The organism is Algoriphagus resistens, from assembly GCF_001442615.1.
GTDB classification, from domain to species: Bacteria; Bacteroidota; Bacteroidia; order Cytophagales; family Cyclobacteriaceae; genus Algoriphagus; species Algoriphagus resistens.
In genome coordinates, this window is the sequence record NZ_LMXN01000008.1 from 69,904 (window position 1) to 96,227 (window position 26,324).

Genomic DNA, 26,324 nt, shown 5'->3' on the forward strand with positions numbered 1-26,324 from the left:
TTTTTTGGTTCGAAATTATCTACTTAAATACAGATTTCTCTCTGCGTAGATTTTCAGGAAATAATCATCCATCAGATCATCGATAAAATAAATCGCTTCACCGGTAGATTTCATTTCAGGCCCCAGTTCTTTGTTTACTTTCGGGAATTTGTGGAAAGAGAAAACAGGTTCCTTGATAGCATAACCTTTCTTATAAGGTTTGAATTCAAAATCAGTCACTTTTTTCTCTCCCAACATCACCTTTACGGCGTAATTGACATAAGGTTCTCTGTAAGCCTTGCAAATAAATGGCACCGTACGGGAGGCTCTTGGATTTGCTTCGATGATATAGACTTTGTCATTTTTGATTGCAAACTGGATATTAATCAAACCTACAGTTCTTAGCGCCAAGGCAATTTTCTCAGTATAGGTTTCGATCTGCCGAATCACCAAATCTCCCAAATTATAGGGAGGAAGCACTGCGTAAGAATCACCTGAGTGGATCCCCGCTGGCTCGATATGCTGCATAATCCCAATGATGTAGACATTCTCCCCATCACAGATCGCATCGGCTTCAGCCTCAATAGCCCCCTCAAGAAAGTGATCCAGCAAAATCTCGTTGTTGGGAATATCCCGCAACACATCCACGACATGCTGCTCTAGCTCCTTCTCGTTGATCACGATCTTCATCCCCTGTCCGCCCAATACATAGCTCGGACGTACCAGAAGTGGAAAACCGATAGTCTTGCAAAGCTCCAGTGCTTCGTCAGTGCTATGAATTGTACCAAATTCTGGATAAGGAACATCCAGATCTTTCAAAAGAGAAGAGAATCTTCCTCTATCTTCAGCTAGATCCAGAGCTTCAAAGCTGGTTCCTATAATTTTGATTCCATATTTCTCCAGTTTCTCGGCAAGCTTCAATGCCGTCTGGCCACCTAGCTGAACAATCACCCCCTCTGGCTGCTCGTGAAGGATAATCTCGTAGATATGCTCCCAGAATACAGGCTCAAAGTACAGCTTATCTGCAATATCAAAATCCGTAGAAACCGTCTCAGGATTACAGTTGATCATGATCGTCTCGTAGCCACATTCTTTGGCGGCCAGGACTCCGTGTACACAGGAATAATCAAACTCGATCCCTTGTCCGACGCGGTTTGGACCGGAACCCAAGACCACGACTTTCTTACGGTCTGATTTCACGGATTCGTTCTCAGAACCAAATGAAGAATAATAATAAGGGGTTTTGGCTTCAAATTCAGCCGCACAGGTATCTACCAATTTATACACCCGTTTGATCCCCATTTCCTTGTAGCGTTTATCGAAAACTTCGCTTTCCAGGCAATCCAACAAATGTGCAATCTGACGGTCCGCATAGCCTTTGCGCTTAGCCAGATCCATCAGTTCCTGAGGGATAGTATCAAGTTTATATTTACCAATTTCCTTTTCCAGATGGATCAACTCTTCGATCTGCTTCAAAAACCACTTATCAATCTTAGTCAAATCCTGAATCGTGCGGAAAGAAATCCCAAGTTTGAAGGCATCATAGATATGGAAAAGCCTATTCCAGCTAGGATTGGCAAGCGAATACAGAATCTCATCCTGGTTACGAAGTTCTTTGCCATCGGCACCCAAGCCATTTCTTTTGATTTCCAAGGACTGACAGGCCTTCTGGAGTGCCTCCTGAAAGTTTCTGCCTATCCCCATCACTTCACCTACAGACTTCATAGATAAGCCAAGTCTTCTGTCCGCTCCTTTGAATTTATCAAAGTTCCAACGAGGAACTTTCACAATGACATAATCAATGGTAGGTTCAAAAAATGCTGAAGTTGTTCCAGTGATTGAGTTTTTCAACTCATCCAGATTATATCCTATAGCCAGTTTAGCTGCTACTTTCGCAATCGGATATCCTGTGGCTTTAGATGCCAGGGCAGAAGAACGGGAAACACGCGGATTGATCTCAATACCGATGATTTCTGAATTATCAGGACTTACCGAGAACTGCACATTACAGCCACCTGCAAAGTTCCCGATACTGTTCATCATCGTGATGGCATAATTCCTCATGCGCTGATACGTGGTGTCAGGCAAGGTCATCGCCGGTGCTACAGTGATAGAATCACCGGTATGCACACCCATAGGATCAAAGTTCTCTATGGAACAGATCACGATCATGTTACCGATATTATCCCTCATTACTTCCAGCTCGTATTCCTTCCAGCCCAAAATACTCTGCTCGATCAAGACTTCGTGAACCGGGGAAGCCTGAAGGCCTGCGGAAAGGGCCTTCTCAAATTCTTCGGCAGTTTCTACAAAGGCTCCACCTGCGCCACCTAGTGTATATGAGGCTCTGATGATAAGCGGGAACCCGATTTCCTGGGCAATTTCTTTCCCCTGAAGAAAAGAAGTGGCCGTAGCACCTTTACATACGCCAACACCGATTTTTTCCATGAGTGCTTTGAATTTCTCACGATTTTCGGCTGTGTCAATTGCATCAATATCCACACCGATCATTTTCACATCGTACTTAGCCCAGACACCGCCTTTTTCACAGTCAATGGCAAGATTCAGGGCGGTTTGCCCACCCATGGTAGGAAGAACTGCATCGATGTCCGGATGATCTTTAAGGATTTTTACAATGGATTTCTTTTCCAAAGGAAGCAAATAGACATTGTCGGCCGTGACAGGATCAGTCATAATAGTCGCCGGATTCGAGTTGATCAGCGTGACCGTGATCCCTTCTTCGCGAAGAGATCGGGAGGCTTGAGAACCTGCGTAGTCAAATTCGCAAGCTTGACCAATGACGATGGGACCTGAACCAATGATGAGAACGTGCTTTATACTGCTATCTTTAGGCATTAGAGAGGGGAGATTGAAGAGAAAGTTTTACTTAAGTCCAAATTGGGGCAAAATTAGAAAAATATTCTGAAGGGGCACGGTAAAACCCAAAGAAATCAAAAACCACCTTTGAACCCTAGGCAAATTTCCTTCAGAATTATTTCGTTTTTGGCAAAGAATTGAATTTATTGGTAAACCTATAAATGGCTTTTATAAAACGGAGGGTACATCCCATCCATCGGAACGTGGATGGGATGTAAGCAACAATCGCTGAGGAAAGTTAACCTTGAAAGAATGTGATTACGAATGGTATCAGGTGATGCCCCACCTACTGAACAAACGAAGTAACCATCTGACCATAGGATTGACTGATACCAATATTGCCTGCGAAGTGTAGTGTGATGGAGTTGTCGGATTTGGGATGTAGCTCGTTGTTTTGGCCTACGGACAATTTTGGCAATAGACCGACGTGGGATGTAACGGATTAAACAATGTACATGATCGTCATCAGTTTCCATCACTTCAATATCAAAATCAGATTTGGAAGCGATGGATAAGAAGATTGCCTTACTATCATTAGTTAACTGACCTACAAGCATTGGCTTTCGGAAGATAATGTTTAGAACGGTTTGTACTGATGCCGTTTGTTTTGGTGGACCTATTAGTGAGGTTTTTTGTGAATGTTCCCCCATTTCGATGGGAACATTTACAAAAAGCGCAGGGGTCAGTATAAACTATACTATATTAGCACAGGTGAAAACAATATACCGTACATTTCAATTTGAATTACAGCCAACGCAGGAACAAAAAGTGTTGTTGGATAAGCATTTCGGATGTATAAGGTACGTTTTTAACCACTTTTTAAACGAAAGAAAAGAGCAATATCAGGCAGGCAATAAATCTGATAATTATTACGCACAAGCTGCGGCACTTACCGAATTAAAGAAACAGGAGGAAACCAGCTGGCTTAAAGAAGTGAATAGCCAATCATTGCAATTTGCTTTAAGGTGTTTGGATACTGCCTATGTAAACTTCTTTAGGGGCAATGCTAAATTTCCACGGTTTAAGTCAAGGAAAAAGAAAAACACATTTACAGTCCCGCAATTTGCCAAACTTAGAGATGGAAGGTTTTACGCCCCTAAGTTTAAAGAAGGTATTAAGGTGACTGTCCATCGTGAAGTAAAAGGCGAAATTGGTAAATGCATTTTAAGCAAGACACCAACAGGTAAATACTTTGTATCAATTCTATCCGAAGAACAATACCAGCCCAAAGAAAAAACAGGTGCAGTTTGTGGGATAGATTTAGGATTAAAAGATTTTGCTGTTACTTCTGATGGAATTAGATTTAAAAACAATAAATACACAAAACACTATGAAAGAAAATTAGCGAAAGCACAAGAACATCTTTCCCGTAAAACAAAGGGCAGTAATTCGTTTGAAAAACAAAGACGGAAAACTGCTTTAATTCACGGGAAGATAACCAATTCACGAATGGATAACTTACATCAGGTGTCACATAAATTGGTATCGGATTTCGATCTAATTGCACTGGAAGATTTGGATGTAAAAGGAATGGTTAAGAACCCTAAACTTGCCAAACATATTTCTGATGCCAGTTGGGGGACTTTTGTTAGGTTTCTTGAATACAAAGCCGATTGGAATGACAGGCAAATTGTAAAAATCAATCGTTGGTATCCCTCAAGTAAGACCTGTTGTGAATGTGGTTGGATCAACCAGGACTTAAATCTTTCGATAAGAGAATGGACTTGCAAAAACGGACACGTTCTTGACCGTGATCTGAACGCTGCAAAAAATATTCTAAAAGAAGGGTTAAAAATATATGGGCAGGGACTGTCCATTACAAGGGTGGAGCGGAAATCAGACTTTGGCAACAAAGCACACGCTATGAAACCCGAAGCCCATCCCATCGCCTTTGGCGTGGGTGGGCAGTTCACTATTGCCTAATCATTAAGATAAAAAGGAATGCAATGTATCATTCCAATTTTTCGATAAATCCAAAATCGCAAAACATCCACTCGATGAATAAAAGAATAATCACACTGGGCGAAATCATGCTCAGGCTTTCTACCCCCGGACATGAACGCTTTATAAACACACAATCCTACGAAGTCAACTATGGAGGTGCCGAAGCAAATGTTGCTGTTTCCTTAGCGAACTGGGGATTGTCCGCTGCCCATGTAACTTCTTTCCCAGATCACGAAATCGGAAAAGCAGCTGTCAATGGGCTAAGGTTTGCTGGTGTGGACACTACCTTTATCCGTTACAATGAAGGGAGAATGGGTGTGTATTTTGTAGAAAACGGTGCTATGCAGCGCTCATCAAAAATTATCTATGACCGCTTTGATTCGGCATTTGCCCAGGTCAATGTCGATGATTTTGATTGGGAGACAATTTTTGAAGGTGCGGATTGGTTTCACTGGACAGGTATTACACCAGCTATTTCCCAATCAGCCGCAGATCTTTGTAAAGCCGCTATACAGGCTGCCACTAAGCTTGGGGTCAAAATCAGTGCTGATATTAATTACCGTAGAAACCTTTGGCAATACGGGAAAGGCCCGATGGAGGTCATGCCTGAATTGATAGAACCCTCACACTTGATCATTGCAGGCCTCACAGACTTCGAAAACTGCATGGGCATCCAAGAGACAGACTATCTCCAAGCTTGCCAAAAAGCCCAAACCATGTGCCCCAACTTAAACTATGTTTCGACCACTCACCGGGATTCGATCAGTGCATCTGAAAACAAACTAAGCGGAGTCCTTTGGAACAGAGAAGCTATGCTCGAATCCAAAACCTATGAGATGACCCATATCGTGGATAGAATTGGAGGCGGAGATGCTTACATGGCTGGATTGATTTATGGCCTGCTAACCTCAGATGACCAAAATGCCCTGGACTTTGCGGTGGCTGCTTCGGTGTTAAAACACTCTATTCCGGGAGACGCAAACTTTGTTTCTGTAGACGAGATAAACCAGCTGGTGGAAGGAAAAAATGTAGGTAAACTTTTACGTTAAAAACAAGTATGAGATTTTCACAAAGTGACATGTTACAAGCCATGAATGACACAGGAATGATCCCTGTATTCAACCATGTGGATTTAAAAGTGACAAAAGATGTAGTTGACGCCTCCTACAGAGCAGGAATTCGGGTTTTTGAGTTCACCAACAGAGCGACAAACTCTCTGGATATTTTCAAAGAGCTATATGCTCATGCTGGAAAATACCCCGATATGGTGATGGGCATTGGCACCATTTTCACCGCCGAAGATGCAAATTCCTTTATAGAAGCAGGCGCTGATTTTATCGTATCACCGGCGCTGATTCCAGAATTAGCCGTGTTTTGCAATTCAAAGGAAATTTTCTGGATCCCTGGATGTGCGACCATGTCTGAGATTTTTCAGGCTAAAAAGTTAGGGGCCACCTTGGTGAAGGCATTCCCAGGAAACGTGGTCGGGTCAACATTTGTAGCTGCCGCCAAATCCGTCTATCCTGATTTACATATTATGCCAACCGGCGGGGTGGAACCTACCCGGGAAAATCTGAAAGAATGGTTTGACGCAGGCGTCTATTGCGTGGGAATGGGATCGCAGCTTTTCAAAAAAGACTGGATCAAAAACCAGCAGTATGATCTGCTTGAGAATAAAATAACCGATACGCTACAGGTGATTAAAAGCATTCGGTAAGTGCTGTAAGTGGCAAGGAGTTTTCAAACAACTTACCACTTACACCATACTATTTTTCCGGATGGGTGATTAACTCATAATACTGTTCCAACATGGGCACCCCAAAATTCATCGATTTCATTTCGCTGATCTTTTTGAAGCCCATTCTTTCGTACAGACTTACAGCAGCATCGAGCCCAGAGGTAGTATATAAATAAGCCGCATCATAATTGGATGTATTATAGAACTCCAACCACTCTTTCATCAGCCTGCTCCCAATACCTCTGCCACGGAACTCCTTAGCCAAAATAAAGTAACGCAACTGTGCTCGATTGGCAGGACGGTGCATGAGTAATACAAATCCTACCATTTCCCCCCCGCTTTCTACCACCCATACACGGTCTTTTTCCTGGTTATATGCACGGTAGAATTCCAGCAGACTTTCCATGACATAAGCTTCAAAGCCCAATCCAAAGTCATGTTCTTCTGAATAAACTTTCCCATGCAAGGCAGCTACCTGCCCAAGATCTCCTGGCTTAAGTGTATTTCTGATTAAAAATTCAGGGGGCTTTTGCATGGATTCAAAATATGAAAAAATGATGAAACCTTCTTATTTCTATAAGACAAAAAACTTCTCTCTGCAAATCTGACTTCTAAAGAAGCAAGACAACCTCGCGCTCCACGAAAACCGTTGCTGTTGAGCTTGCCGAACTACCGCATTCTGCGGTTAAGCAAAATAAATAGCCGACGCAACTGGCCGGCTATCCATTAATCTTCGGTGTAGTTGAAACTATCAACCTGCTCCTTGATCCAGTCATAGTATTTTTCCCTGCGGAATTCCACCCATTCGCTTTTGTATTTGGAGTCTTCGATCAAAAACTTAAATGCTGTATTTGCTTTCGGTTTGGTCAGTGAGCTCACCAAATCCTCCGCAAGATTTCTTTCTTTGACACGCTGATCAATAAAATCCTGCATCATTTGATGCTCTTGAGCAGGCTCCATCTGGGTAAACTCGGCATAATTGTCCGGATTTTCTTCAATCTCGTCCAGTACATCTTCTTCAGCCTCAGTCAGATCATAATTATAATAATCCTCATCATCCGGCATCTGATGAATTCTTTTCTTGTCGATCTGATAGAAACAGATCATTCCTTTGAGTAATTGTGTTGAGATAAGGTCTATCTCCTTGTCAGTAAGCGAAAGCATTGATGGTTTACAAAATTTTCAGAAAAATAGTGAAAGTCGAATTCTGATCAAATTCTATTTTAATTAAGCAATTGAAGCGCCAATATACTGCGTTTTAATCACTTGAATCAAAAATTACTGAAAGCATTTCAATATCTATTTCATGGCCTCCGGAAAAAGTAAGTTTTTTCACGGCCTTGCCTAGTTTTTCTATCAATTCTTCCTGTGTCTCAACACTTTCTGGTGTAACAAATTCATCCCGGTCTCCCAAAACCAAAGTAATCTTCGTATACGAAAATTTCTCGCATGCATCCTCCAAAACCATGTCTTGGGCAAATCCTCCGGCCCAAAGCACCAACTTACTCACTTCACCTGCCCATCTACTTGCCCAACGTGTGGCGGTTGCCGCACCCTGAGAGAATCCCAATACATTGACTTTAGGGGTTTCCTTGTACTGCGAGCGTAAACTTTCCATCAGCAGATCCAGGTAAATATGATTATTTTGTATGGCTATTTCACGCTCATGCCGGGTCATCCAATTTGCCCCTACTCTCCCCGAAAATCCATTGAGATAACCATAATTCGTTCCTTCAGGAGCTACGATGAGTGTATCATCTGAATCAAAACCCTGAAATTTCCTGAGAAAAAATTCAGCTAATTGGCCATACCCATGCAACACAAGCCAGATTTCTTTCTCCAGGAAAGTAGGCTCATGCGAAACGGAATACTGTGCCTGATACTGAAAATTGATACTTTTCTTCAAAGCTCTAGGCGTTAAGATCATCAAATTTGAAGGGCAAAAGTGTCTGGATCCCGGGAAATCGCAGTACACTGCCATCAGGATTTTGAATAAGAATCGAAATTGACCGGTTAAACCTCGTCTCCATCTCGTTGATCGTCTGCCTACAAAGCCCGCACGGTGAAACTCCCGCCCAGTTCTCCTCTCCCTTTCTTCGGGCTACAATTGCGATTTCCTTCACTGCCTGGTCAGGGTAATTGGCACCGGCATAGCCCAGCACCAAGCGCTCTGCGCAGACCCCCACAGGAAAACTCACATTTTCCTGGTTGCTGGACTGAAGGATTTCTCCGGATTCCAGACGGACAGAAGCACCTACATGAAAGTCTGAATACGGCGCATAGGCATTTTCGGAGACTTTTCTCGCCCGCATCATCAGTTGTTGCTCTTCTGCAGTCAGTTCCTCCCAGGCCAGCTCTTCAAACTCCGCTTCTATTTTTATTTTCTTACTCATATCTCTCTAAATTGGAGTTTTCCTAACGGTCAAAGTAATGAAATGTTCCTTTTAATATTTCGTTCCCGATTTTTTACCCTAAAATATATTCTCCATTTTAGTCCGGGCAATTCTACATAAGATGCATACAATTCTGATTTTAGGCGGAGGAAAATCAACCCTGTTCCTGATTGACTTTTTGGCCGAAAGCTGCCAGACCAAAAAGCGAAAATTGATTTTGGCAGATATCCATCTGGCATCTGCCCAGGCAAAACTTAAAAACCGTGCAAATACCCAAGCTCGCCAGCTAGACATTGAGGATGTAGAGTCCCGGCAGTTACTGATCAAAGAAGCCGACGTGGTAATCTCTATGTTGCCGGCTTTTATGCATCCGCTGGTAGCAAGGGATTGTTTGGATTTTGGAAAGCATTTTTTCTCGGCTTCCTATGAATCTGTGCAAATGCAGGAGATGAAGTCAGAAATCGAAGCAAAAGACTTGTTTTTTCTAAATGAATGCGGCTTGGACCCAGGGATTGATCACATGTCTGCCATGCAGATCATTGACTTCATGAAGTCAAAAAACCAGGAAATCATCTCCTTCAAATCTTACTGCGGTGGACTTCTCGCACCGGAATCGGAAGATAATCCATGGAAGTACAAGTTTACCTGGAACCCAAGGAATGTGGTGCTCGCAGGTCAGGGCACTTCCCGCTACATAGAAAAGGACGACTTGAAATTTGTTCCCTACCATCAGCTTTTCAAGCGGCTCGAAACTATTCAATTCCCCGGCCTGGGAGATTTTGACGGCTATCCCAACCGGGATTCCCTCAGCTATAGAACCGTGTATGGCCTGGAGAACATCAGTACCATGCTGCGCGGCACACTGCGTAGAGCGGGGTTCTGCAAAGCCTGGAATGTCCTGGTGCAACTGGGGATGTGTGATGATGGTTTTCAGATGAATTTACCGGAAAATACTACACTGCGACAGTTTTTGAATTCCTTTTTGCCTTACGATCCAAGACTTTCCGTGGAAGAAAAACTGGGAAATCTGATTCCGGATTTTGATTTTCCCACCTGGGAGAAAATCCAGTGGCTGGGATTTTTCGGAAATGACCTGCTGCCTAAAACCACGGGGTCTCCTGCTGCTATTCTACAGGCAATTTTGGAGAAGAACTGGAAGCTATATCCAGAAGACAAAGACATGATCGTAATGCAGCACCTTTTTGAAATCAAATCCACAGAAGGCAACAAAGAAATCCGGTCAAGTCTGGTATGCTTTGGTGAAGACTCCACCTGTACCGCAATGGCAAAAACAGTCGGACTTCCGCTGGCGATTGCAGTGGATTTGTTTCTGGACGGAAAAATCAACCTTAAAGGCCTCCACATTCCTGTGCTTCCAGAGATTTATAACCCTGTTTTGGCTGCGCTAAAAAATCATGGGATCAGCTTCCGGGAAGAAGTGCGGATAGTTTAAGTCATGAAACCAAGTAAAAAGCCGGAAACCAATGCAGCGTAGCTTTCATGGGGTGTTCCATCTTCATTCTTAATGAAAATGGCTGTGGCTTTGAACTCAGTTTTCTTTCTGGAAAAAGAGCCAATTTCGCGTAAGATTCGTTTTCCAGGCTTGTCTTGGAGTGTGAATTTAATTCGGAGAAACAAACCATGGCTTGCTGCTTCCTTTTGAAAATCCTGCATTTGTCTCTGTGGCAGTATAAGCCAAAACTCCCCATCTGTTTTAAGAAGCTGGATCATTTTCCCCAATAAATCCCGAAAGGAAAGTTCATCGGTATGCAAAGCCATGTTACGCTGCACATCAGATGACTTCAAATGATCCGGAAAATAGGGCGGATTGCTTACAATCAGATCATATTTTTCCGAGGGCTGAAAATCTTGAAATCTACCTTCCCAAAGTTCTAGGCGATCTGAAAATGGACTTGACCGGAAATTATCCAAAGCCTGGGCAGCAGCCTGAGGATCTATCTCCACTGCCTGGATTTTTGCTTCCGCAAACCGCTGGGCAAGCATTAATGCAATCACCCCTGTTCCCGTACCTACATCTAAAATTTCCCGGGGTGAACCTGCATCCGCCAAAGCCCCCAACATGACCGCATCCGTGCTGACTTTCATCGCACAATTATCCTGATCGATCCGAAACTGCTGAAACTGAAACCAGGAATTGGCCATTAGGTACGGGCTTTGCTGAAGAAGCTCATGTTGAACCTTGGCTTATCGTCCATCACATTGAGATCATCCTCTGATACACGTTTCACGCTCTCAATAGTATAGAATGCTTTCTCATCGATACTTTTAACTTTCGCCACAAACTCCGCCAGGCTATCTCTTTTCATCACGGTGAAAAGCAGATTCACCTTTCCGAATCTCCCTTCTCCCCCTACATTGGTAAAGCGAAAATCACGGGCCTTCATGTACTCAATCAATTCAGGAAGTGGTTTGGGAGTGATCACTCTTACAAGCACTCTCCCCAGTGCCAGTTTCTCCTCAAAATACATCCCCACATAGGTGCCTGTCCCAAATCCGCCCGCATAGGCTACATAAGAAAGAGGATTGTCTATATTCTGAAAAATCTGACCAATGGCGAGCAGCCAGATCAATGCCTCAAAAAAACCTAAAAATGGTGCAATATTCTTTTTCCCGTTCATCATAAACATGATTCTCAAGGTATTGATAGACACATCACCTACTCTAGCACAGAAGATGAGCAAGGGCATGATCAGATAATTGAACAACTGTTCAGAAACACCTAGGGATTGAAGAAATTCTTGCATGGGATCGGGATTCAGTTTGAAGCCGCAAAATTACACCCTATTCCTATGAGATCGAAATGATAGTTGGAATTAGATTTTGCGGTCACGTCCCGCCGACATCCCGAAGAAGGTAAACATAAGAGAAAAGAACAACAAGAAGAAAATCAGGACATTCCAGTTGTCAAAAAGATCCAGCGACACACCAAAAAGCAAGGGGCCCAAAGCTGCCAGATAATACCCCGAGGATTGCACCATTGCTGATAATTTGGCAGTGGTCTGATCCTCGGCAGTACGCAATGCAATCAGTGTATAAGCAATACTTAGACTCGACCCCATACAAAGTCCTACTATTCCCAAAGACGCATACGTCACGAGCTCGTTCTCTATAAATAGCCCTAGATAACCTAACACATACGCTACTCCCACTGTCAGTACCACGCCGCTTTGTTCCTTGAGTCTGATCAGAAAATTTGGGGCAAAATACGAGCCCAGCAGAGAAACTACCTGCATCATCGAAGACACGAAACCCGCCTGGGCAGCAGTCCAACCTCGGAAGATCAACATATCAGGCAGCCAGGTCACCATCGTGAAATACATCACAGACTGGCAGCCCATGAAGACAGTGATCTGCCAGGCAAGTTTGGATCGCCACACATTTTTAGCAGGATCAGTGACTTCATGAAGACTGGCCTTGGGCCGTTGTAGCTGAGGAATCCATACGATCATTGCCAGCACCATAAAAACAGCCCAGAATGCCAACGATCCACGCCATCCAAAATCCCAATCTACCGCAATAGGCACGCTCATCCCTACGGCAATGGCAGCAAAAAGCGACATCATCGTTGCAAGCAATGCTGTCATCAATCCTAGTTTCTCGGGAAGTCTGACTTTGATCAAAGGAATCATAAGCACATTGGCGATCACTATGCCCACCCCCGTCAACGCTGTGCCAAAAAGCATCAACTCAATTCCTCCCAACACACGAAGGATTACCCCGGTGGTGAGAATGACAACTCCCAAGAAGACCGCTCTTCCCATTCCCAGCCGTTTTCCTATCCCGGGAGCAAAAAGTGAAAATGTAGCAAATGTCAGTAAAGGAAGCGTAGTGAGAAATCCCGCCAGGCCATTGGACAAGCCCAAGTCCTCACGGATAAATGGAATCAATGGCCCAACCGACGCTATGGAGGTGCGTAAATTGATCGAAACCAAAATAATCCCCGTAATAAGAAGTGATTGGGCGGAAAACGATTTAGTCAAAACAGAATTATAAAAATTAAATACTAAGGGTGAATAGCAGTGACTGATCCAAGAGAACAATCCGCTCAGAACTGAAGGTTTGTAAGCTTCAGTTCAAACCGAATTCATATCATTTTAGTTCTGAGCGGACTGCCAAAACCAGGGAAATTTAAGGTGATTTTTTTCTTCTGGCAGTTCATGGATTTTCAGCTTGCTGAGTTTTAGCAGATCCACCCGCAGCAATGTACCCACACTCGTCCTGAAGTAAGCCGGATAAAGCAACCAATCCTCAATTGCGAAGGTCTGTTGCACCCATTTTCATGGCACTCAGTTCCGACCGGACTACTCCGGGTTTGCAGTCGGCATGCGCTGACTCAATTAGTGTCATTTCCTAAGGAATTTTAGCCTGCCCATTCAGAAAAAGCTTTGACTTTTCATTTTAATTAGATACAATTAATAATTACAATATGATACTAATAATATCAATCCTAGAGGTAAACCTAGAAAATGGAAAGGCATATCGTGCATTTGGATCTGGACACATTCTTTGTGTCCGTGGAGCGGTTGAAAAATGATGCCCTCAAGGGCAAACCTGTCATCATCGGCGGCAGCTCCGACCGGGGAGTGGTGGCTTCCTGCAGTTATGAAGCCCGTACATTCGGGGTGCACTCGGCGATGCCCATGAAGCTGGCACGGAGGCTCTGCCCTTCCGCATTCTACATCAAAGGAGACCATGATAGCTACAGCCTGCATTCACGCCTGATCACTGAGGCACTCCAGGAGCAGGTACCGGTACTGGAGAAAGCATCCATCGATGAATTTTACATCGATATGACAGGGATGGACAGGTTTTTTGGCTGTGAAAAATTCACCAAAGAATTACGGGAAAAGATCTATAAGCAATCGGGTCTGCCGATTTCCTGTGCCTTGGCAGTAAACAAGCTGGTATCCAAAGTCGCCACACATGATGCCAAACCCAACGGGCAGACGACCATTCCTTTTGGCAAAGAAAAACCCTACCTCGCTCCGCTTCCCATCCGAAGGATGCCTGGGGTGGGCGAAAAAACTTCCGCATTGCTGGAGCGTATGGGAGTAGAAAACATCAGGCTGCTCAGTGAAATCCCTCCCCGGATGATGCAAAATCTCTTGGGAAAGCCAGGTATTGATCTCTCACGAAAGGCAAATGGAATAGACGAATCACCCGTCATTCCCTACACCGAGCAAAAGAGTATAGGAACCGAAAACACCTTTGAATCGGACACCATCGACATGGCTTTTCTCAATAGTCAATTGGTACGGATGACAGAGAAAGTAGGCTTTGAACTTCGCCAAAAAAACAAACTCTGCGGCTGTATCACGGTAAAGCTCCGTTATGCCAATTTCGACACGGTCAGCCGTCAGTGCATTATTTCCTATACCAGTTCGGACGAGGTCTTGCTACAGCGGGCCAAGGAACTGTTTGCCAAGCTCTATGAAAAGAGAATGCTCGTACGCCTGATAGGTGTGAAGGTCAGTCATCTCGTCCAGGGACATCAGCAGATTGATCTTTTCCAAGACACCGAAGAAGGCGTGAGTCTATATCAGGCCATTGACTGGATCAAGCACCGCTACGGCGAAAAAAGCCTGACCAGGGCCATCACCCTAACCCGTCCCTAATATGTTTATCAATTGCAAAACCTGGTTCAGCTACCGCTACGGCACCTTCAGCACCCAAGATCTCGTGGACGCAGCCGCAGAGCTTGGCCTAGCTTCTCTTGGTCTCACCAATATCAACAGCACTGCTGATATCTGGGACTTCGTGGACTTCTGCAGAAAAGAGAAAATCAAACCTATCGTCGGAACCGAAATCCGGAATAAGGACAGGTTTTGCTATTTACTAATGGCTAAAAGCGACGCCGGACTACTGGAAATCAACCATTTTCTTTCTCGTCACCTGCAGGATGAACTGCCTTTTCCTGAGCGGCCTGATTCCTTTTTAGAGGTACAGATTATCTATCCTTTTGGAAGTTTTGCTGCGCAAAATCTAAAAGAACATGAATTCATTGGTGTATTGGCAAGTGAGCTGAATCATATCAAAAAGAAGGAAGTGGAGGCTACGCCAAAGAAATGGATCATCCGCCACCCGGTGACTTTCAAGGACAAAACCTTCTTCAACCTCCATCGCTTGCTACGTGCCATCGGCAAGAATACTCTCATCAGTAAGCTGGGACAAAAGGACTTTGCTTCTCCGGATGAAATGTTTATCCCGGAAGCAGCTCTTATGAGTGCTTTCCGGAATTTTCCCGGCATGATCAGCAACACGCTACAACTGATCGACACCTGTGAAATCAAAACTGAGCTCCTCACCGACAAAAACAAAAAGCACTACAGTGTCAGTGCAGAAGATGATCGGATTTTACTGGCAAAGCTTGCCCAGGAAGGGCTCCATTATCGGTATGGTGCTGATCCTGTAGCCAAAGCCCGTCTGATCAAAGAGTTGAAAATCATCAACGACCTGCACTTCAATGCCTATTTTCTCATCGTATGGGATGTGATCCGCTATGCCCAGAACCGTGGCTTCTATTACGTAGGCAGGGGAAGCGGGGCCAATTCAATCGTGGCATATTGTCTAAAAATCACTGACGTAGACCCGATCAGACTCGACTTGTATTTCGAGCGGTTTCTCAATCCCCACAGGACTTCTCCGCCGGATTTTGACATAGATTTCTCCTGGAAGGACCGGGATGAGGTCATCGATTACATTTTCAAACGCTACGGCAAAGACCATGTTTCGCTGCTGGGAATGTACAGCACCTTTCAGCGGAGAGCCGTGATCCGTGAGTTGGGAAAGGTTTTTGGTCTGCCAAAAGAAGAAATCGATCAACTCGTCCGGGGCAAAGACCAGCCGATGAATGAGGATAAAATCCAACGTACCATCTTAAAATACGGTAAGCTGCTGGAGAATTTCCCCAACCATCTTTCCATTCATCCTGGCGGTATGCTGATTTCTGAGAAGCCTATCTACCAATACACGGTGAATGAACTGCCGCCGAAAGGCTTTTGCACCGCTCAAATAGATATGTTTTTGGCGGAGAAAATCGGCCTTTTCAAACTTGACATTCTCAGCCAGCGTGGCCTCGGCCATATCAAAGACGCGATCCGGCTCATCAAACGGAACCGTGGAATTGACATTGATATCCATCGGGTAGAGCAGTTCATGAGTGACCCTAAGGTGGCCGAACAGATCAGGAAAGCAGATACCATCGGCTGCTTTTACATTGAAAGCCCCGCGATGCGACAGCTACTCACCAAGCTGAAATGTGACGACTACCTCACACTGGTGGCAGCGAGTTCTATCATCCGGCCGGGCGTGGCGCAGTCGGGTATGATGAAGCAATACATCGAGCGTTTTCATGACCCCGAAAAGACTGTCTATCTCCACCCCAAAATGAAGGAGCTACTGGAAGAAACCTTCGGGGTGATGGTGTATCAAGAAGATGTGATCAAGGTGGCCCATCACTTTGCAGGCTTGGACATGGGGGAAGCAGACATTCTTCGCAGAGCCATGTCCGGCAAGTACCGATCACACAATCGCTTCAATGAGATCCGGGAAAAATATTTTGCAAACTGTAAGGAACTGGGCCATGATGATACGGTAGCCGCTGAGGTATGGCGGCAGATGGAATCTTTTGGTGGTTATTCATTTTCCAAGGCGCACTCCGCTTCTTTCGCCGTAGAAAGTTATCAAAGCTTGTACCTGAAGACCTATTTCCCTATGGAATTCATGGTGGCAGTGATCAATAATTTCGGTGGGTTCTATGCTACAGAATTTTATTTCCACGAGCTGAAGCGTACAGGAGCAAAGGTGAATCCACCTTGCGTAAACCGAAGTGAGTACTCCACCAATATCAGTGGGGAAGAGGTTTTTGTAGGCATGGTTCATATCCAGCAACTGGAAAAGAAGTTTTGCGATGTAATTCTTGAGGAGCGAGATCGAAACGGTCCTTATCTAGGCCTGGAGGACTTTATTGAGCGTACCTATGCCGGGCCGGAGCAATTGAACATTTTGATCAGTGTGGGGGCTTTTGGATTCACGGGTTTGGGAAAGAAAAAACTGCTTTGGAAAGCCAACTTCGCTCAAAAAACCCTCACAACCATCCCCGATTCTCCTATGCTTTTCAAGGAACCTCCAATGGAATTTACACTCCCTGATTTTCCGGATTACCCACTCGAAGATGCAATTGATGAAATAAATGTGCTCGGTTTCGCACTCACGGACATGTTTCGGCTTGCTGCCCACGACGGCAAAGGGATGGCCCTGGTACACCAACTACCCGACTTACTGGGCAAGAACGTGGAAATGCTCGGCCAGCTGGTCACCACAAAAGATGTGCGGACGATCAACCGGGAACACATGGCCTTTGGAACCTTTCTAGATGCGAAAGGTGACTGGCTGGACACAGTCCATTTCCCCAATTCCCTGAAACGCTTCCCGTTTCAGGGCAGGGGATTTTACAAAATGCGTGGCAAAGTGGTGGAAGATTTTGGTACGTATGCAGTGGATGTACATGGCATGTGGAAGGTCGGGCTGAAAGATAAAAAAGAGGTACCTCCAACACCTTACGAAGCACCTATTTTACTGTAAACTAAAAATCCATAATAAAAAACATGAAAATCATGGCCGCTTTTGAATACCTTCTCATCATCTCCCCTAATGAAAGGATTAAGCATGATGTAATGAAGTTAAAAAAACTTTTTGCAGATCGCTATGGCTGCGAAAAGGCTATAGGCTTAATTCCACACATTACAATGGCCAATTGGTTACTGAGCGACTATCGTGAAGATCGGGTTGTTGCCAGTATTGCACGCTATACAGAAACTGTGAATCCCTTCTTTGCCCAATTTGATGGACTTGGCAAATTTGATAACCGTGGAAAGAATAATTCCAAAACCATAGTTGTCAATGTCGTTAATAAAGAATCCTTTGCGCACATCTCAAAAGGACTGAACCGTTCCTCTCGCCACCTGCTGAAGAAGTTTGCAACGTTTCCAGGCACCGCCCATCTGACAATCGCCAGATCTATGCAGTCTGAGCAGTTTGAAAGGGCTTGGAGTGAGTGGAGAGACAAAAAATATAAGGCTTACTGTGAAGTAAGCAGAATGATCCTACTTCGCAGAGAATTATTTAAAGAAGGTCATGGCACTTACCAAACTATTGCAACGTTTCCCTTTGCTGGAAAACAGCCACATATTCAGCAACTGGAGCTTGGGCTTTGAAGGGAAGTACGTCTCAAAAACACAGGCAATTAATCTACCTGCTCCTTGATCCAGCTCGTCACCGCTTCAAGAGCCTTAGGGGAGAAGGTCTGCTCTATCTCTGCGTATTCGTTTGGCAGCCCTGTCTCAGCTTCCTGGAACAGGTGGTTCAGCCCAGGCAATTCCATCGTGGTCACCTGTGTATTCCCTCCTTTTTCCAATCCTGCTTTGATTGCCTCCAAATTCTCTTTTGGTGGGACTTGCAGGTCTTTTCCCCCATTGATTGCCAGTACCGGGCAGCTCACCTTCTCCAAAGCCGGAGCTGGATCGTAATTGATAAAATACTGCATCCAGGGGCTCATGTACTGTGCGTCTATCGCATAGGCAAACCCCTCTTCACTCATTCCTGCAGGAAGATTTTCCTTGGGAATATTTCTAAAAACTTGGGTCAAATAGCTTTTCATCTCTTCCCTCTTCTCTTCTTCACTTTGATTTTTCAAGATGATTTCGAATATTTTCTGGTTTAGCATCTTATTTTCCTCAAGCTGATTAGAGCTCATACCGGATGCTTTTCCGATCAGTTCCTGCTGAGCAAGTAGGAATTTATCTCCCCGGATTCCTGTTCCTGCGAGTAGAACCAGAAAATCAATGTCCTCAGAATCACCAGCAACCATAGGCGCGATAATCCCGCCTTCACTGTGCCCAATAAGTCCGATTTTACCCTTGTCTATCTCCGGTCTTGACTGCAAATACTGCACCCCCGAAGCTACATCGGTAGCAAAATCCACCGAAGTCGCACTTTCAAAATTCCCTGTGGAAGCCGCCGTTCCACGATCATCAAAGCGCAAAACCGCAATGCCGTTTCTGGTCAGATAATCCGACAAAACCAGAAATGGCTTATGCCCCATCATCTCTTCATCACGGTTTTGAGGCCCACTTCCTGAGATCAATACCACTGCCGGAAAGACACCATCCTGAGCCGGCATAGTCAAGGTACCTGCCAGCAGTATCTCCGCCTGCTTATTTTCAAATATCACCTCTTCGGAACGGTAAGGGAAAGGCCTTTTTGGTTCCTGGGGACGGTTAGCACCTATTTTTTCTATTTCCTCCCTAGATAGATTCATTGGAAAGGATTTTCCTGCCTGGGTAAAAGTCCCGGTAATCACCTGCCCATCACCCAAGGTGCCTTCGTAGGTAATATTTGCACTGGTCATCGAAATTTTCAGGACATCATCTTCGAAGTGGGCCGAAGTCGCAGGAATCCCAAATGCCCCCTGGTCCGGGCTGTCCATAGTGGCAGTATAGCCACTCTCAGTTTGTGAAACATTGAATACCAGCCGAAGCTGTACACTCTGAACTTTCAGCGCACCATGCCATTGTCCGGTGATATCTTGGGCGAAGCTGCTCAGAGAAATCAAAAAAATGAGGGTAAGTAGCGAAAATCTCTTCATAATTGTTTTCTATGTTGTAAAATCAAGACGAAAGGTCCTGACCGGAAAATTAAGGAAAAAATAACCGGATATCGCTTCGCATTTGAAAGAGAAAATTGCCCAGACCATGCGAATTGCTTATTTTCCAAGCTACAATTAACAAACCCAACCTCAGTGCTTACACTTTTCAGTTTCTTAGCTTTCACGGGCTTCGTAGCAATCTACTCCACATGGATGCTACGCAAACAAAATCTTCAGACCCAAGACGGTTATTTCCTAGGCGGCCGCAGCTTAACAGGCGTGGTCATCGCAGGATCCATGCTGCTCACCAATATTTCCACCGAGCATCTTGTGGGGATGAATGGTTCAGCTTATAAAAACGGGGCAATTATTATTGCCTGGGAGGTTACTTCAGCCATCGCATTGGTGATCGGTGCGCTCTATTTTATCCCAAAATACCTCAGGATGGGGCTTACCACCATTCCCGAGTTTTTGGAGAAAAGATTTGATAAAATGACGCAGGCACTGATTTCCCTGTTGCTGATTACCTCTTTTGTGGTAACACTGCTGCCAATCGTTCTCTACACCGGAGCGATTAATATTGAATCCATATTTGGCATTTCAGAAACGCTGGGAATTACCCAAACAGAAGGAATCTGGCTCACTGTGGTCGTGGTGGGAGTGATCGGAGCAGTTTATGCGATTTTTGGAGGATTGAAGATGGTGGCTTACACAGATACGATCAATGGATTTGGGCTACTTATCGCAGGATTGTTGGTTCCAGTTTTCGCGCTTTGGGATATAGGGGACGGAAGTGTGCTTGATGGTTTGGCTAAAGTCTTCAACAATGCCCCAGAAAAATTTAATGTGATCAGCAGGGAGCCGTCAATTGGTCCAGGGGCAAGAGATTCTATTCTGCCCTTTGAAGTATTGTTTACCGGGCTGATCATCAACCAGCTTTATTTCTGGACGATGCACCAATCCATTGTGCAGCGAGCTTTAGGGGCGGTGAGTCTGAAGGAAGCACAGAAAGGACTGTTGTTCACCGGGGTTTTAAAAATACTGATCCCACTGGTTATCGTGCTGCCTGGGATTATTGGCTTCTATTATTTCGGGGATACACTTTTTGATTCACAGGACAGTGTCTATCCTGAGCTGGTCAAGCGGATACTCCCTCCCTGGATGACAGGTTTTTTTGTAGCAGTGATTATGGGCGCTATTTTGAGCACCTTCAATAGTGCTTTGAACAGCGCAGCGACCATTTTCAGTCTGGATATTTTCAAAGTCTATATCAACAAAGCCGCTAAAGAAGGACAACTCGTCCGGATCGGAAAATGGGTCTCGGCTATTTTGGCGGTGGTTTCCATCTTAGTCGCCCCCTTTGTAGCCAATGCCCCTGCAGGCCTTTACCAACTTCTGCAGCAGCTGAACGGGATTTTCTTTATCCCGATGGCCACAGTGATCATTGCAGGATTCTTTTTCCCAAAAATATCTGCTGCTGGTGCTAAAGCAGGACTGGTCTTTGGATTGGGATTCTATATTCTGATGGACCTGATATTGAAAGTGAATATTCATTTTGTGCATATCTGGGGAATAGAATTTATCCTTAATCTAATCGTGATGCATTTCGTATCAATAAAATACCCGGTTACCACTCCATTCGTGATGGCCGATTCGGGCAAGTTGAGCATCGTTCCCTGGAAACATGCCAAAACAATGGGCTGGATATTGATTGCAATCACAGTTATTATTTATGTAATTTTAGGTACAATCGCTTAATACTATGGAAACTACAGAAAAGGAATTCAGGAATTATGACCACGCCGATGTGAAAGTCGCGGTGCGGGAACATTATAGAAAAATGCGAATGTATCAGACCTATGCTTATGTGCAGCGGATGAAATCCAAGTATCTCAAATTTGACAAGCCGATGAGTCTTTGGGATGCGATGGAGAAACTCAATGCACTGATCGATGTCAGTGACCCTGATCTTGATTTGCCAAATGTGCAGCATCTGATCCAGTCCGCGGAGGCTTTGAGGCATGACAACCGTCCTGATTGGATGCAGCTGGTAGGTTTGATCCATGACTTGGGTAAAGTCATGTATTTATTTGGAAGTGATGAAGACGGCACAAGCCAGGCAGAGCAATGGGGACTTGTGGGAGATGTATTCGTAGTTGGCGCAAAACTACCTGACACCTGCGTTTACCCTGAGTTCAATGAGCTGAATCCGGACATGAAAGATCCCCGCTACAATACAGAACTGGGGATCTATGAAAAAGGCTGTGGTCTTGACAACCTACAGCTGACCTGGGGACATGATGAGTACTTTTACCAGGTATTGAAAAACCACCAAGAAAACACGATTCCTGAAGCAGGAATGGTGATGGTGCGCTATCACTCCTTTTACCCTTGGCACAATGGCGGAAGTTATTCCCAATTCGAAGCTCCCCAAGATGCACAGTACAAAGAATGGATTCTTGACTTCAACCGATATGACCTGTATACCAAATCTCCAAAAATCTATGACTTGGATGAGGTGAAGGATTATTACCTACCGATTGCCGAAAAGTATCTGGGAAAGGGCCCGATTAACTGGTAGTCCTCCATTTAAGCTGTCTAGCTATTATTCAAACACAGCCACTGCGCGGACCGGAGAGCCGGTTCCGCCTCTGATCTTCAAAGGAAATCCTATGAACCGAAATCTACCTCTATCGATCAAAAGATGGAGGTTGATTAGATTTTCGTAATGGGTAAATCCCATCTCTCCACAGATTTGATGCACTTCTTGGTTAGTAAGCTTAGGAATACCCGGAGACATTGTTTCTACTCCAAATGCGGAAATTTTCTGCGCCCCAAGCCAGCGGGTAGCTTCGACTGTGAGTCCAGGACCTTTGCTCCAGTTGTCTGTGCCGAAATATTTCCGATAATGGTCTGTGCACAGTAAAACAGTATCTCCCTGGAGAACAGACAATCCGGCCATTTGAATTGCTTGCTGAATATCCTCCACGGCAATTAATTCCTGCAATCCCTTATGGGTTAGATCAAGACAAATACCCTTAGTATAAAACATGGAAAGCGGCATTCCATCTATTGTCTGCCTTGCAAAATCTTTTCCCATGTGATTGAGTCCATCGACATGTGTACCTGTATGTTCACTCATTTCAAGCTTAAGTGCACTTGGGGTATGGGTTTGTGGATTTATTTCTTTTGCCCATTGCTCATGTGTGGCGTGGACACTGATTTTGACAGGAGCCATGCTATGGTGCATAGGCATACCCTCATATATTTCCTGTGAGAGGTCAATGATTTCCGGCATAAAAAATTATTTCTTCCATAAAAAGAAAAGCAGCCTTAAAGGTTCCCTTATCCTAATCAATAGTTCTAGCGCTTTGGTTTGGAAAATTCGGGTCTAGCTTATCGAGTAGTTCTAAGATTCTTTGTGATGGAAAGAATTTGCAAAATTAGTAAAGGAGTGGGAAACGATAGAAAGAATGTAATACAGCTGATTTCGTAAAAAATAACCCACAAAGATAAAAATGAAATATTAAAATTGGAGAAATGGATAACGGTGAAATTTAAACCACATAGAATTTCTTAAGTGAAGAAGAATAATTTGCTCAAACCCATTGGGTAATGTGTAGTCATGACTTGGGGATTTGCTGATGCCAAACTAATTCTGAATCTTGGAGTTAGATTTATAAAGAGATAAACCCAAATTCAAACACAATGAACTTTGATCAAAATGAAAATCAGCGGATGATTGCCCAGATGATCCGGGATTTTGGAGCCAAAGAGATCACTCCATTCCGGAAGGACTGGGACGACAGGCAATTTTTCCCTTTGGAATTATTCAAGAAACTTGGCGAACTCGGATTGATGGGTGTTCTGATCCCTACTGAGTATGGCGGATCAGGTTTCGGATACCTGGAATATGTCACGGCAATAGTGGAGCTTTCTAAGCTAGACCCCTCCATCGGCCTTTCTATGGCTGCCCACAACTCCCTTTGCTCAGGTCATATCATGGCTTTTGGCTCTGAGGAACAAAAGCAAAAATATCTGCCTAAACTCGCTACTTGCGAATGGCTGGGTGCCTGGGGGCTAACTGAGCCAAACACAGGTTCAGATTCCGGAAACATGCGCACGGTCGCAAAAAAAGAAGGCGATTATTGGATTATCAACGGAGCAAAGAATTTCATTACCCACGGTGTCTCAGGTGATGTGGCAGTCGTCATTGCAAGAACCGGGGAGATTGGAGATGCACATGGAATGACAGCATTTATCGTTGAGCGCGGGACCCCTGGTTTTGAAGGTGGAAGAAAAGAGGACAAACTCGGCATGCGTGCTTCCGAGACCGCGGAGATGATCTTTACTGATTGTAAAGTTCACGAACGTCAGGTTATCGGAGAGGTGGGCAACGGTTTTATCCAATCCATGAAGGTACTCGATGGCGGCAGAATTTCTATTGCCGCACTTGGCCAGGGAATTGCTGAGGGAGCTTTGGAAGTATCCATCCAATATTCCAAGGAAAGACATCAATTCAACAAGCCGATCAGTTCCTTTCAGGGGATTTCATTTAAACTGGCGGACATGGCCACTCAGGTAGAGGCTTCCAGGTTATTGATATTCAAGGCGGCAGATCTCAAAAACCGCGGAGAAAAAGTAACCCTAACCGGAGCTCAGGCCAAATATTTCTCTTCCGAAGTTGCTGTTTCCGTTTCCAATGATGCGGTTCAGATCTTTGGTGGCTATGGCTTTACCAAGGATTACCCTGTGGAAAAATTCTATCGTGACTCCAAGCTATGTACCATAGGTGAAGGAACATCAGAGATACAAAAGATGGTAATTGCCCGGGAGATTTTGAAATAACCCCAGCTTCAACAGCATCAAAAAAGCCTGAGATCTGTCCAGATTTCAGGCTTTTTCATAGGATCGGGAAGACTTTCCTCAAAACTATTTCCTGTTTTGTGCGGATATACTTTAGTTTAAAATTAACTAGTTGAATTATAGTAAGTTAATTATGTTGATTTTGTGATTTTGGGTGTCCCGGCTTATTTTTAGTTCATGTTCGTGAGACGTAAAAAGAATTCAAGTGGTAGCTTCAGTGTCCAAATTATCCAGAAAGTTGGCAGGATCAATAAAGTAGTCAAATCGATAGGGAGTTCTTTTGATGAAATGGAACTAGATATTTTAGAGCGCCAAGCCAAACTTGAAATCGAGAAAATACAAGGCCAAGCTTTTCTATTTTCAAATGATCGGGACAAGAGTTTGAAGTCCATTCTTTCCAATGTAGGCAATAACGAAATTGAATTAGTGGGTCCGGATAGTGTTCTTGGTAATGTTTATGAATCAATAGGTTACCATGAAATCGGAGTGGACAACTTATTCCGGGAATTGGTTATGTCCAGACTTGTTTACCCGGGTTCCAAGCTAAAAACGGTTGATTACCTGTCTAGATTCAAAAATCAAGAAGTCAGTGTTTACTCCATCTATCGCTATATGGACAAGCTCCATAAAGAGTTTAAGGAGAAGATTGAGAGAACAACTTTCAAGCACTTTGCCCAGATTTTGGGAGGACAGATCGGCCTAGTTTTCTATGACATGACCACCTTGTATTTTGAGACTCCTGATGAAGACGACCTTCGAAAAATCGGGTATTCAAAAGATGGCAAACATCAGCACCCCCAGATCAAGCTTGGACTGTTGGTCGGTCCACAGGGCTACCCGTTGGGCTACGATATTTTTGAAGGCAATATCTATGAAGGGTATACCCTAATTCCTGTTTTGGAAAATATTCAAAAGAAGTTTTCCATTGGCAAGCCCATCGTGATTGCTGATGCCGGTTTACTGTCCAATGCCAACATTCATGCGCTGATCAGTAACGGCTACAAGTTTGTATTAGGCGGTAAAGTCAGAAGTGAAAGCAACCAGATCAAAGATGAAATCCAGGCACTGGAACTAACCGAGGACAACCCTAGGGAGGTGAAAAAAGACGGTTATCGGCTAGTGGTAAGCTTTTCTCAAAAGAGACAGAAAAAAGATGCCCACAATAGGAAAAAGGGGATTGAGAAGCTTGAGAAGAAGGTCAAAAATGGAAAAATAGACAAAAACAGTATTAATAACAGGGGATACAACAAGTACCTCAAGCTGGAATCAGAGGTTAAAGTAGCTATTGATTACGAAAAATATGAATTGGATGCCAGATGGGATGGATTGAAAGGATATCTGACAAATACCGATATGAAAGCCAAAGAGGTCATAGCTGCCTACGGAAATTTATGGCACATTGAAAAGGCTTTTCGAATAAGCAAGACAGATATCAGAATACGGCCAATCTATCACAGAATTCCCGAAAGAATAAATACACACATCTGCATCTGCTTTGTTTCCTATGCTGTATTTAAGGAACTCGAGAGACTACTCAAAAAGGCAAAAGTGTCATTCTCGGCAAACAGAGCCATTGAACTGACCAAAAGCATGTATCAAATAAGAGTGCTCCTCCCAGAATCAAAAACCTATACCACTATTCCTCTCAAACCCACTTCAGAGCAGCTGGAATTAATCCAAGCAATCAGGAAAAATTAGCTTGGGTGTCCCATCGCACAAAACAGGGGTCCAGATTTCAGGCTTTTTCATAGGATCGGGAAGACTTTCCTCAAAACTATTTTTCTTAAAATCCTCAAGTGAATCTACAATTTTCTCATTCTCCAACTCCGTGATCCAGTGAATCAATTCTATTTTCTTCTAT

The 26,324-nt window shown here is 44.2% G+C and carries 22 protein-coding genes; 11 read left to right on the forward strand and 11 right to left on the reverse strand.

The annotated features are described in order from the left end of the window. Positions 1-15 precede the first annotated feature (15 nt). Together carB and tnpA are read right to left on the reverse strand one after the other, a co-directional pair. Positions 16-2,835, reverse strand: a complete 2,820-nt coding sequence (carB, locus tag AS141_RS14990) for a carbamoyl-phosphate synthase large subunit (RefSeq protein WP_057938494.1) — start codon at positions 2,833-2,835, stop codon at positions 16-18. Positions 2,836-3,011: 176 nt separating this feature from the next. Beyond that, on the reverse strand, positions 3,012-3,506 hold the full coding sequence (gene tnpA / locus AS141_RS27420) for an IS200/IS605 family transposase (RefSeq protein ID WP_087149427.1): 495 nt from the start codon (positions 3,504-3,506) through the stop codon (positions 3,012-3,014). On the opposite strand from tnpA, the gene AS141_RS14995 reads away from it, so the two are divergent. From AS141_RS14995 to AS141_RS15005, 3 genes are all read left to right on the forward strand, one after another. Continuing rightward, complete coding sequence (locus AS141_RS14995; protein ID WP_082632311.1) at positions 3,430-4,779, forward strand: RNA-guided endonuclease TnpB family protein; 1,350 nt, start codon at positions 3,430-3,432, stop codon at positions 4,777-4,779. The genes tnpA and AS141_RS14995 overlap by 77 nt on opposite strands. A gap of 74 nt (positions 4,780-4,853) precedes the next feature. Beyond that, positions 4,854-5,849, forward strand: coding sequence for a sugar kinase (locus tag AS141_RS15000; protein WP_057938496.1), 996 nt, complete (start codon positions 4,854-4,856; stop codon positions 5,847-5,849). An 8-nt stretch (positions 5,850-5,857) separates the two neighbouring features. Further along, positions 5,858-6,517, forward strand: a complete 660-nt coding sequence (locus AS141_RS15005) for a beta/alpha barrel domain-containing protein (protein WP_057938497.1) — start codon at positions 5,858-5,860, stop codon at positions 6,515-6,517. Between the two features lie 49 nt (positions 6,518-6,566). On the opposite strand, the gene AS141_RS15010 is transcribed toward AS141_RS15005, so the two are convergent. The 4 genes from AS141_RS15010 to AS141_RS15025 form a co-directional block, all read right to left on the reverse strand. Continuing rightward, positions 6,567-7,073, reverse strand: a complete 507-nt coding sequence (locus tag AS141_RS15010) for a GNAT family N-acetyltransferase (protein ID WP_057938498.1) — start codon at positions 7,071-7,073, stop codon at positions 6,567-6,569. A 191-nt stretch (positions 7,074-7,264) separates the two neighbouring features. After that, entirely contained in the window at positions 7,265-7,702 is a 438-nt protein-coding gene (locus AS141_RS15015) for a UPF0158 family protein (protein ID WP_057938499.1), read from the reverse strand. Positions 7,703-7,796: 94 nt separating this feature from the next. Next, a complete protein-coding gene (locus tag AS141_RS15020; protein ID WP_057938629.1) occupies positions 7,797-8,444 on the reverse strand; it encodes an alpha/beta hydrolase in 648 nt (215 codons plus the stop codon). 4 nt (positions 8,445-8,448) lie between these two features. After that, on the reverse strand, positions 8,449-8,931 hold the full coding sequence (locus tag AS141_RS15025; protein ID WP_057938500.1) for a cytidine deaminase: 483 nt from the start codon (positions 8,929-8,931) through the stop codon (positions 8,449-8,451). Between the two features lie 121 nt (positions 8,932-9,052). Between AS141_RS15025 and AS141_RS15030 the strand changes: the two genes are divergently transcribed. After that, positions 9,053-10,384, forward strand: coding sequence for a saccharopine dehydrogenase family protein (locus tag AS141_RS15030; protein WP_057938501.1), 1,332 nt, complete (start codon positions 9,053-9,055; stop codon positions 10,382-10,384). On the opposite strand, the gene AS141_RS15035 is transcribed toward AS141_RS15030, so the two are convergent. The 3 genes from AS141_RS15035 to AS141_RS15045 form a co-directional block, all read right to left on the reverse strand. Then, the gene (locus tag AS141_RS15035) at positions 10,381-11,094 is read right to left on the reverse strand and encodes a tRNA1(Val) (adenine(37)-N6)-methyltransferase (RefSeq protein ID WP_057938502.1); all 714 of its coding nucleotides are present in this window, start codon (positions 11,092-11,094) and stop codon (positions 10,381-10,383) included. The two genes, AS141_RS15030 and AS141_RS15035, sit on opposite strands and share 4 nt — an antisense overlap. Then, positions 11,094-11,696, reverse strand: coding sequence for a DUF2179 domain-containing protein (locus AS141_RS15040; protein ID WP_057938503.1), 603 nt, complete (start codon positions 11,694-11,696; stop codon positions 11,094-11,096). Before AS141_RS15040 ends, AS141_RS15035 begins: the two co-directional genes overlap by 1 nt. Before the next feature lie 69 nt (positions 11,697-11,765). Continuing rightward, positions 11,766-12,932 (reverse strand): CynX/NimT family MFS transporter, encoded by a 1,167-nt coding sequence (locus AS141_RS15045; protein ID WP_057938504.1) that lies wholly within the window; start codon positions 12,930-12,932, stop codon positions 11,766-11,768. A gap of 486 nt (positions 12,933-13,418) precedes the next feature. Between AS141_RS15045 and dinB the strand changes: the two genes are divergently transcribed. Genes dinB through AS141_RS15060 form a run of 3 tightly spaced genes read left to right on the forward strand, consistent with a single transcriptional unit; the run spans position 13,419 to position 18,167 of the window. Further along, entirely contained in the window at positions 13,419-14,567 is a 1,149-nt protein-coding gene (dinB, locus tag AS141_RS15050; protein ID WP_057938505.1) for a DNA polymerase IV, read from the forward strand. A 1-nt stretch (position 14,568) separates the two neighbouring features. Next, positions 14,569-17,535: a DNA polymerase III subunit alpha gene (locus AS141_RS15055; RefSeq protein ID WP_057938506.1), complete on the forward strand. Its 2,967-nt coding sequence runs from the start codon at positions 14,569-14,571 to the stop codon at positions 17,533-17,535. A 23-nt stretch (positions 17,536-17,558) separates the two neighbouring features. Next, complete coding sequence (locus AS141_RS15060; protein ID WP_057938507.1) at positions 17,559-18,167, forward strand: 2'-5' RNA ligase family protein; 609 nt, start codon at positions 17,559-17,561, stop codon at positions 18,165-18,167. A gap of 29 nt (positions 18,168-18,196) precedes the next feature. Here the strand turns inward: AS141_RS15060 and AS141_RS15065 are convergent, their stop codons facing one another. Continuing rightward, complete coding sequence (locus tag AS141_RS15065) at positions 18,197-19,597, reverse strand: alpha/beta hydrolase family protein (protein ID WP_057938508.1); 1,401 nt, start codon at positions 19,595-19,597, stop codon at positions 18,197-18,199. Positions 19,598-19,750: 153 nt separating this feature from the next. On the opposite strand from AS141_RS15065, the gene AS141_RS15070 reads away from it, so the two are divergent. Together AS141_RS15070 and AS141_RS15075 are read left to right on the forward strand one after the other, a co-directional pair. Continuing rightward, positions 19,751-21,355, forward strand: coding sequence for a solute:sodium symporter family transporter (locus AS141_RS15070; RefSeq protein WP_057938509.1), 1,605 nt, complete (start codon positions 19,751-19,753; stop codon positions 21,353-21,355). A gap of 4 nt (positions 21,356-21,359) precedes the next feature. Then, entirely contained in the window at positions 21,360-22,178 is an 819-nt protein-coding gene (locus AS141_RS15075; protein WP_057938510.1) for an inositol oxygenase family protein, read from the forward strand. Positions 22,179-22,202: 24 nt separating this feature from the next. On the opposite strand, the gene AS141_RS15080 is transcribed toward AS141_RS15075, so the two are convergent. Further along, on the reverse strand, positions 22,203-22,895 hold the full coding sequence (locus AS141_RS15080) for a cyclase family protein (protein ID WP_057938511.1): 693 nt from the start codon (positions 22,893-22,895) through the stop codon (positions 22,203-22,205). A gap of 410 nt (positions 22,896-23,305) precedes the next feature. On the opposite strand from AS141_RS15080, the gene AS141_RS15085 reads away from it, so the two are divergent. Then, positions 23,306-24,445 carry an acyl-CoA dehydrogenase family protein gene (locus AS141_RS15085; protein ID WP_057938512.1) on the forward strand — a complete coding sequence of 380 codons (1,140 nt, stop codon included), beginning with the start codon at positions 23,306-23,308 and terminating at the stop codon, positions 24,443-24,445. Positions 24,446-24,640: 195 nt separating this feature from the next. After that, a complete protein-coding gene (locus AS141_RS15090) occupies positions 24,641-26,161 on the forward strand; it encodes an IS1634 family transposase (RefSeq protein WP_057938513.1) in 1,521 nt (506 codons plus the stop codon). The last annotated feature ends 163 nt before the right edge of the window (positions 26,162-26,324 follow it).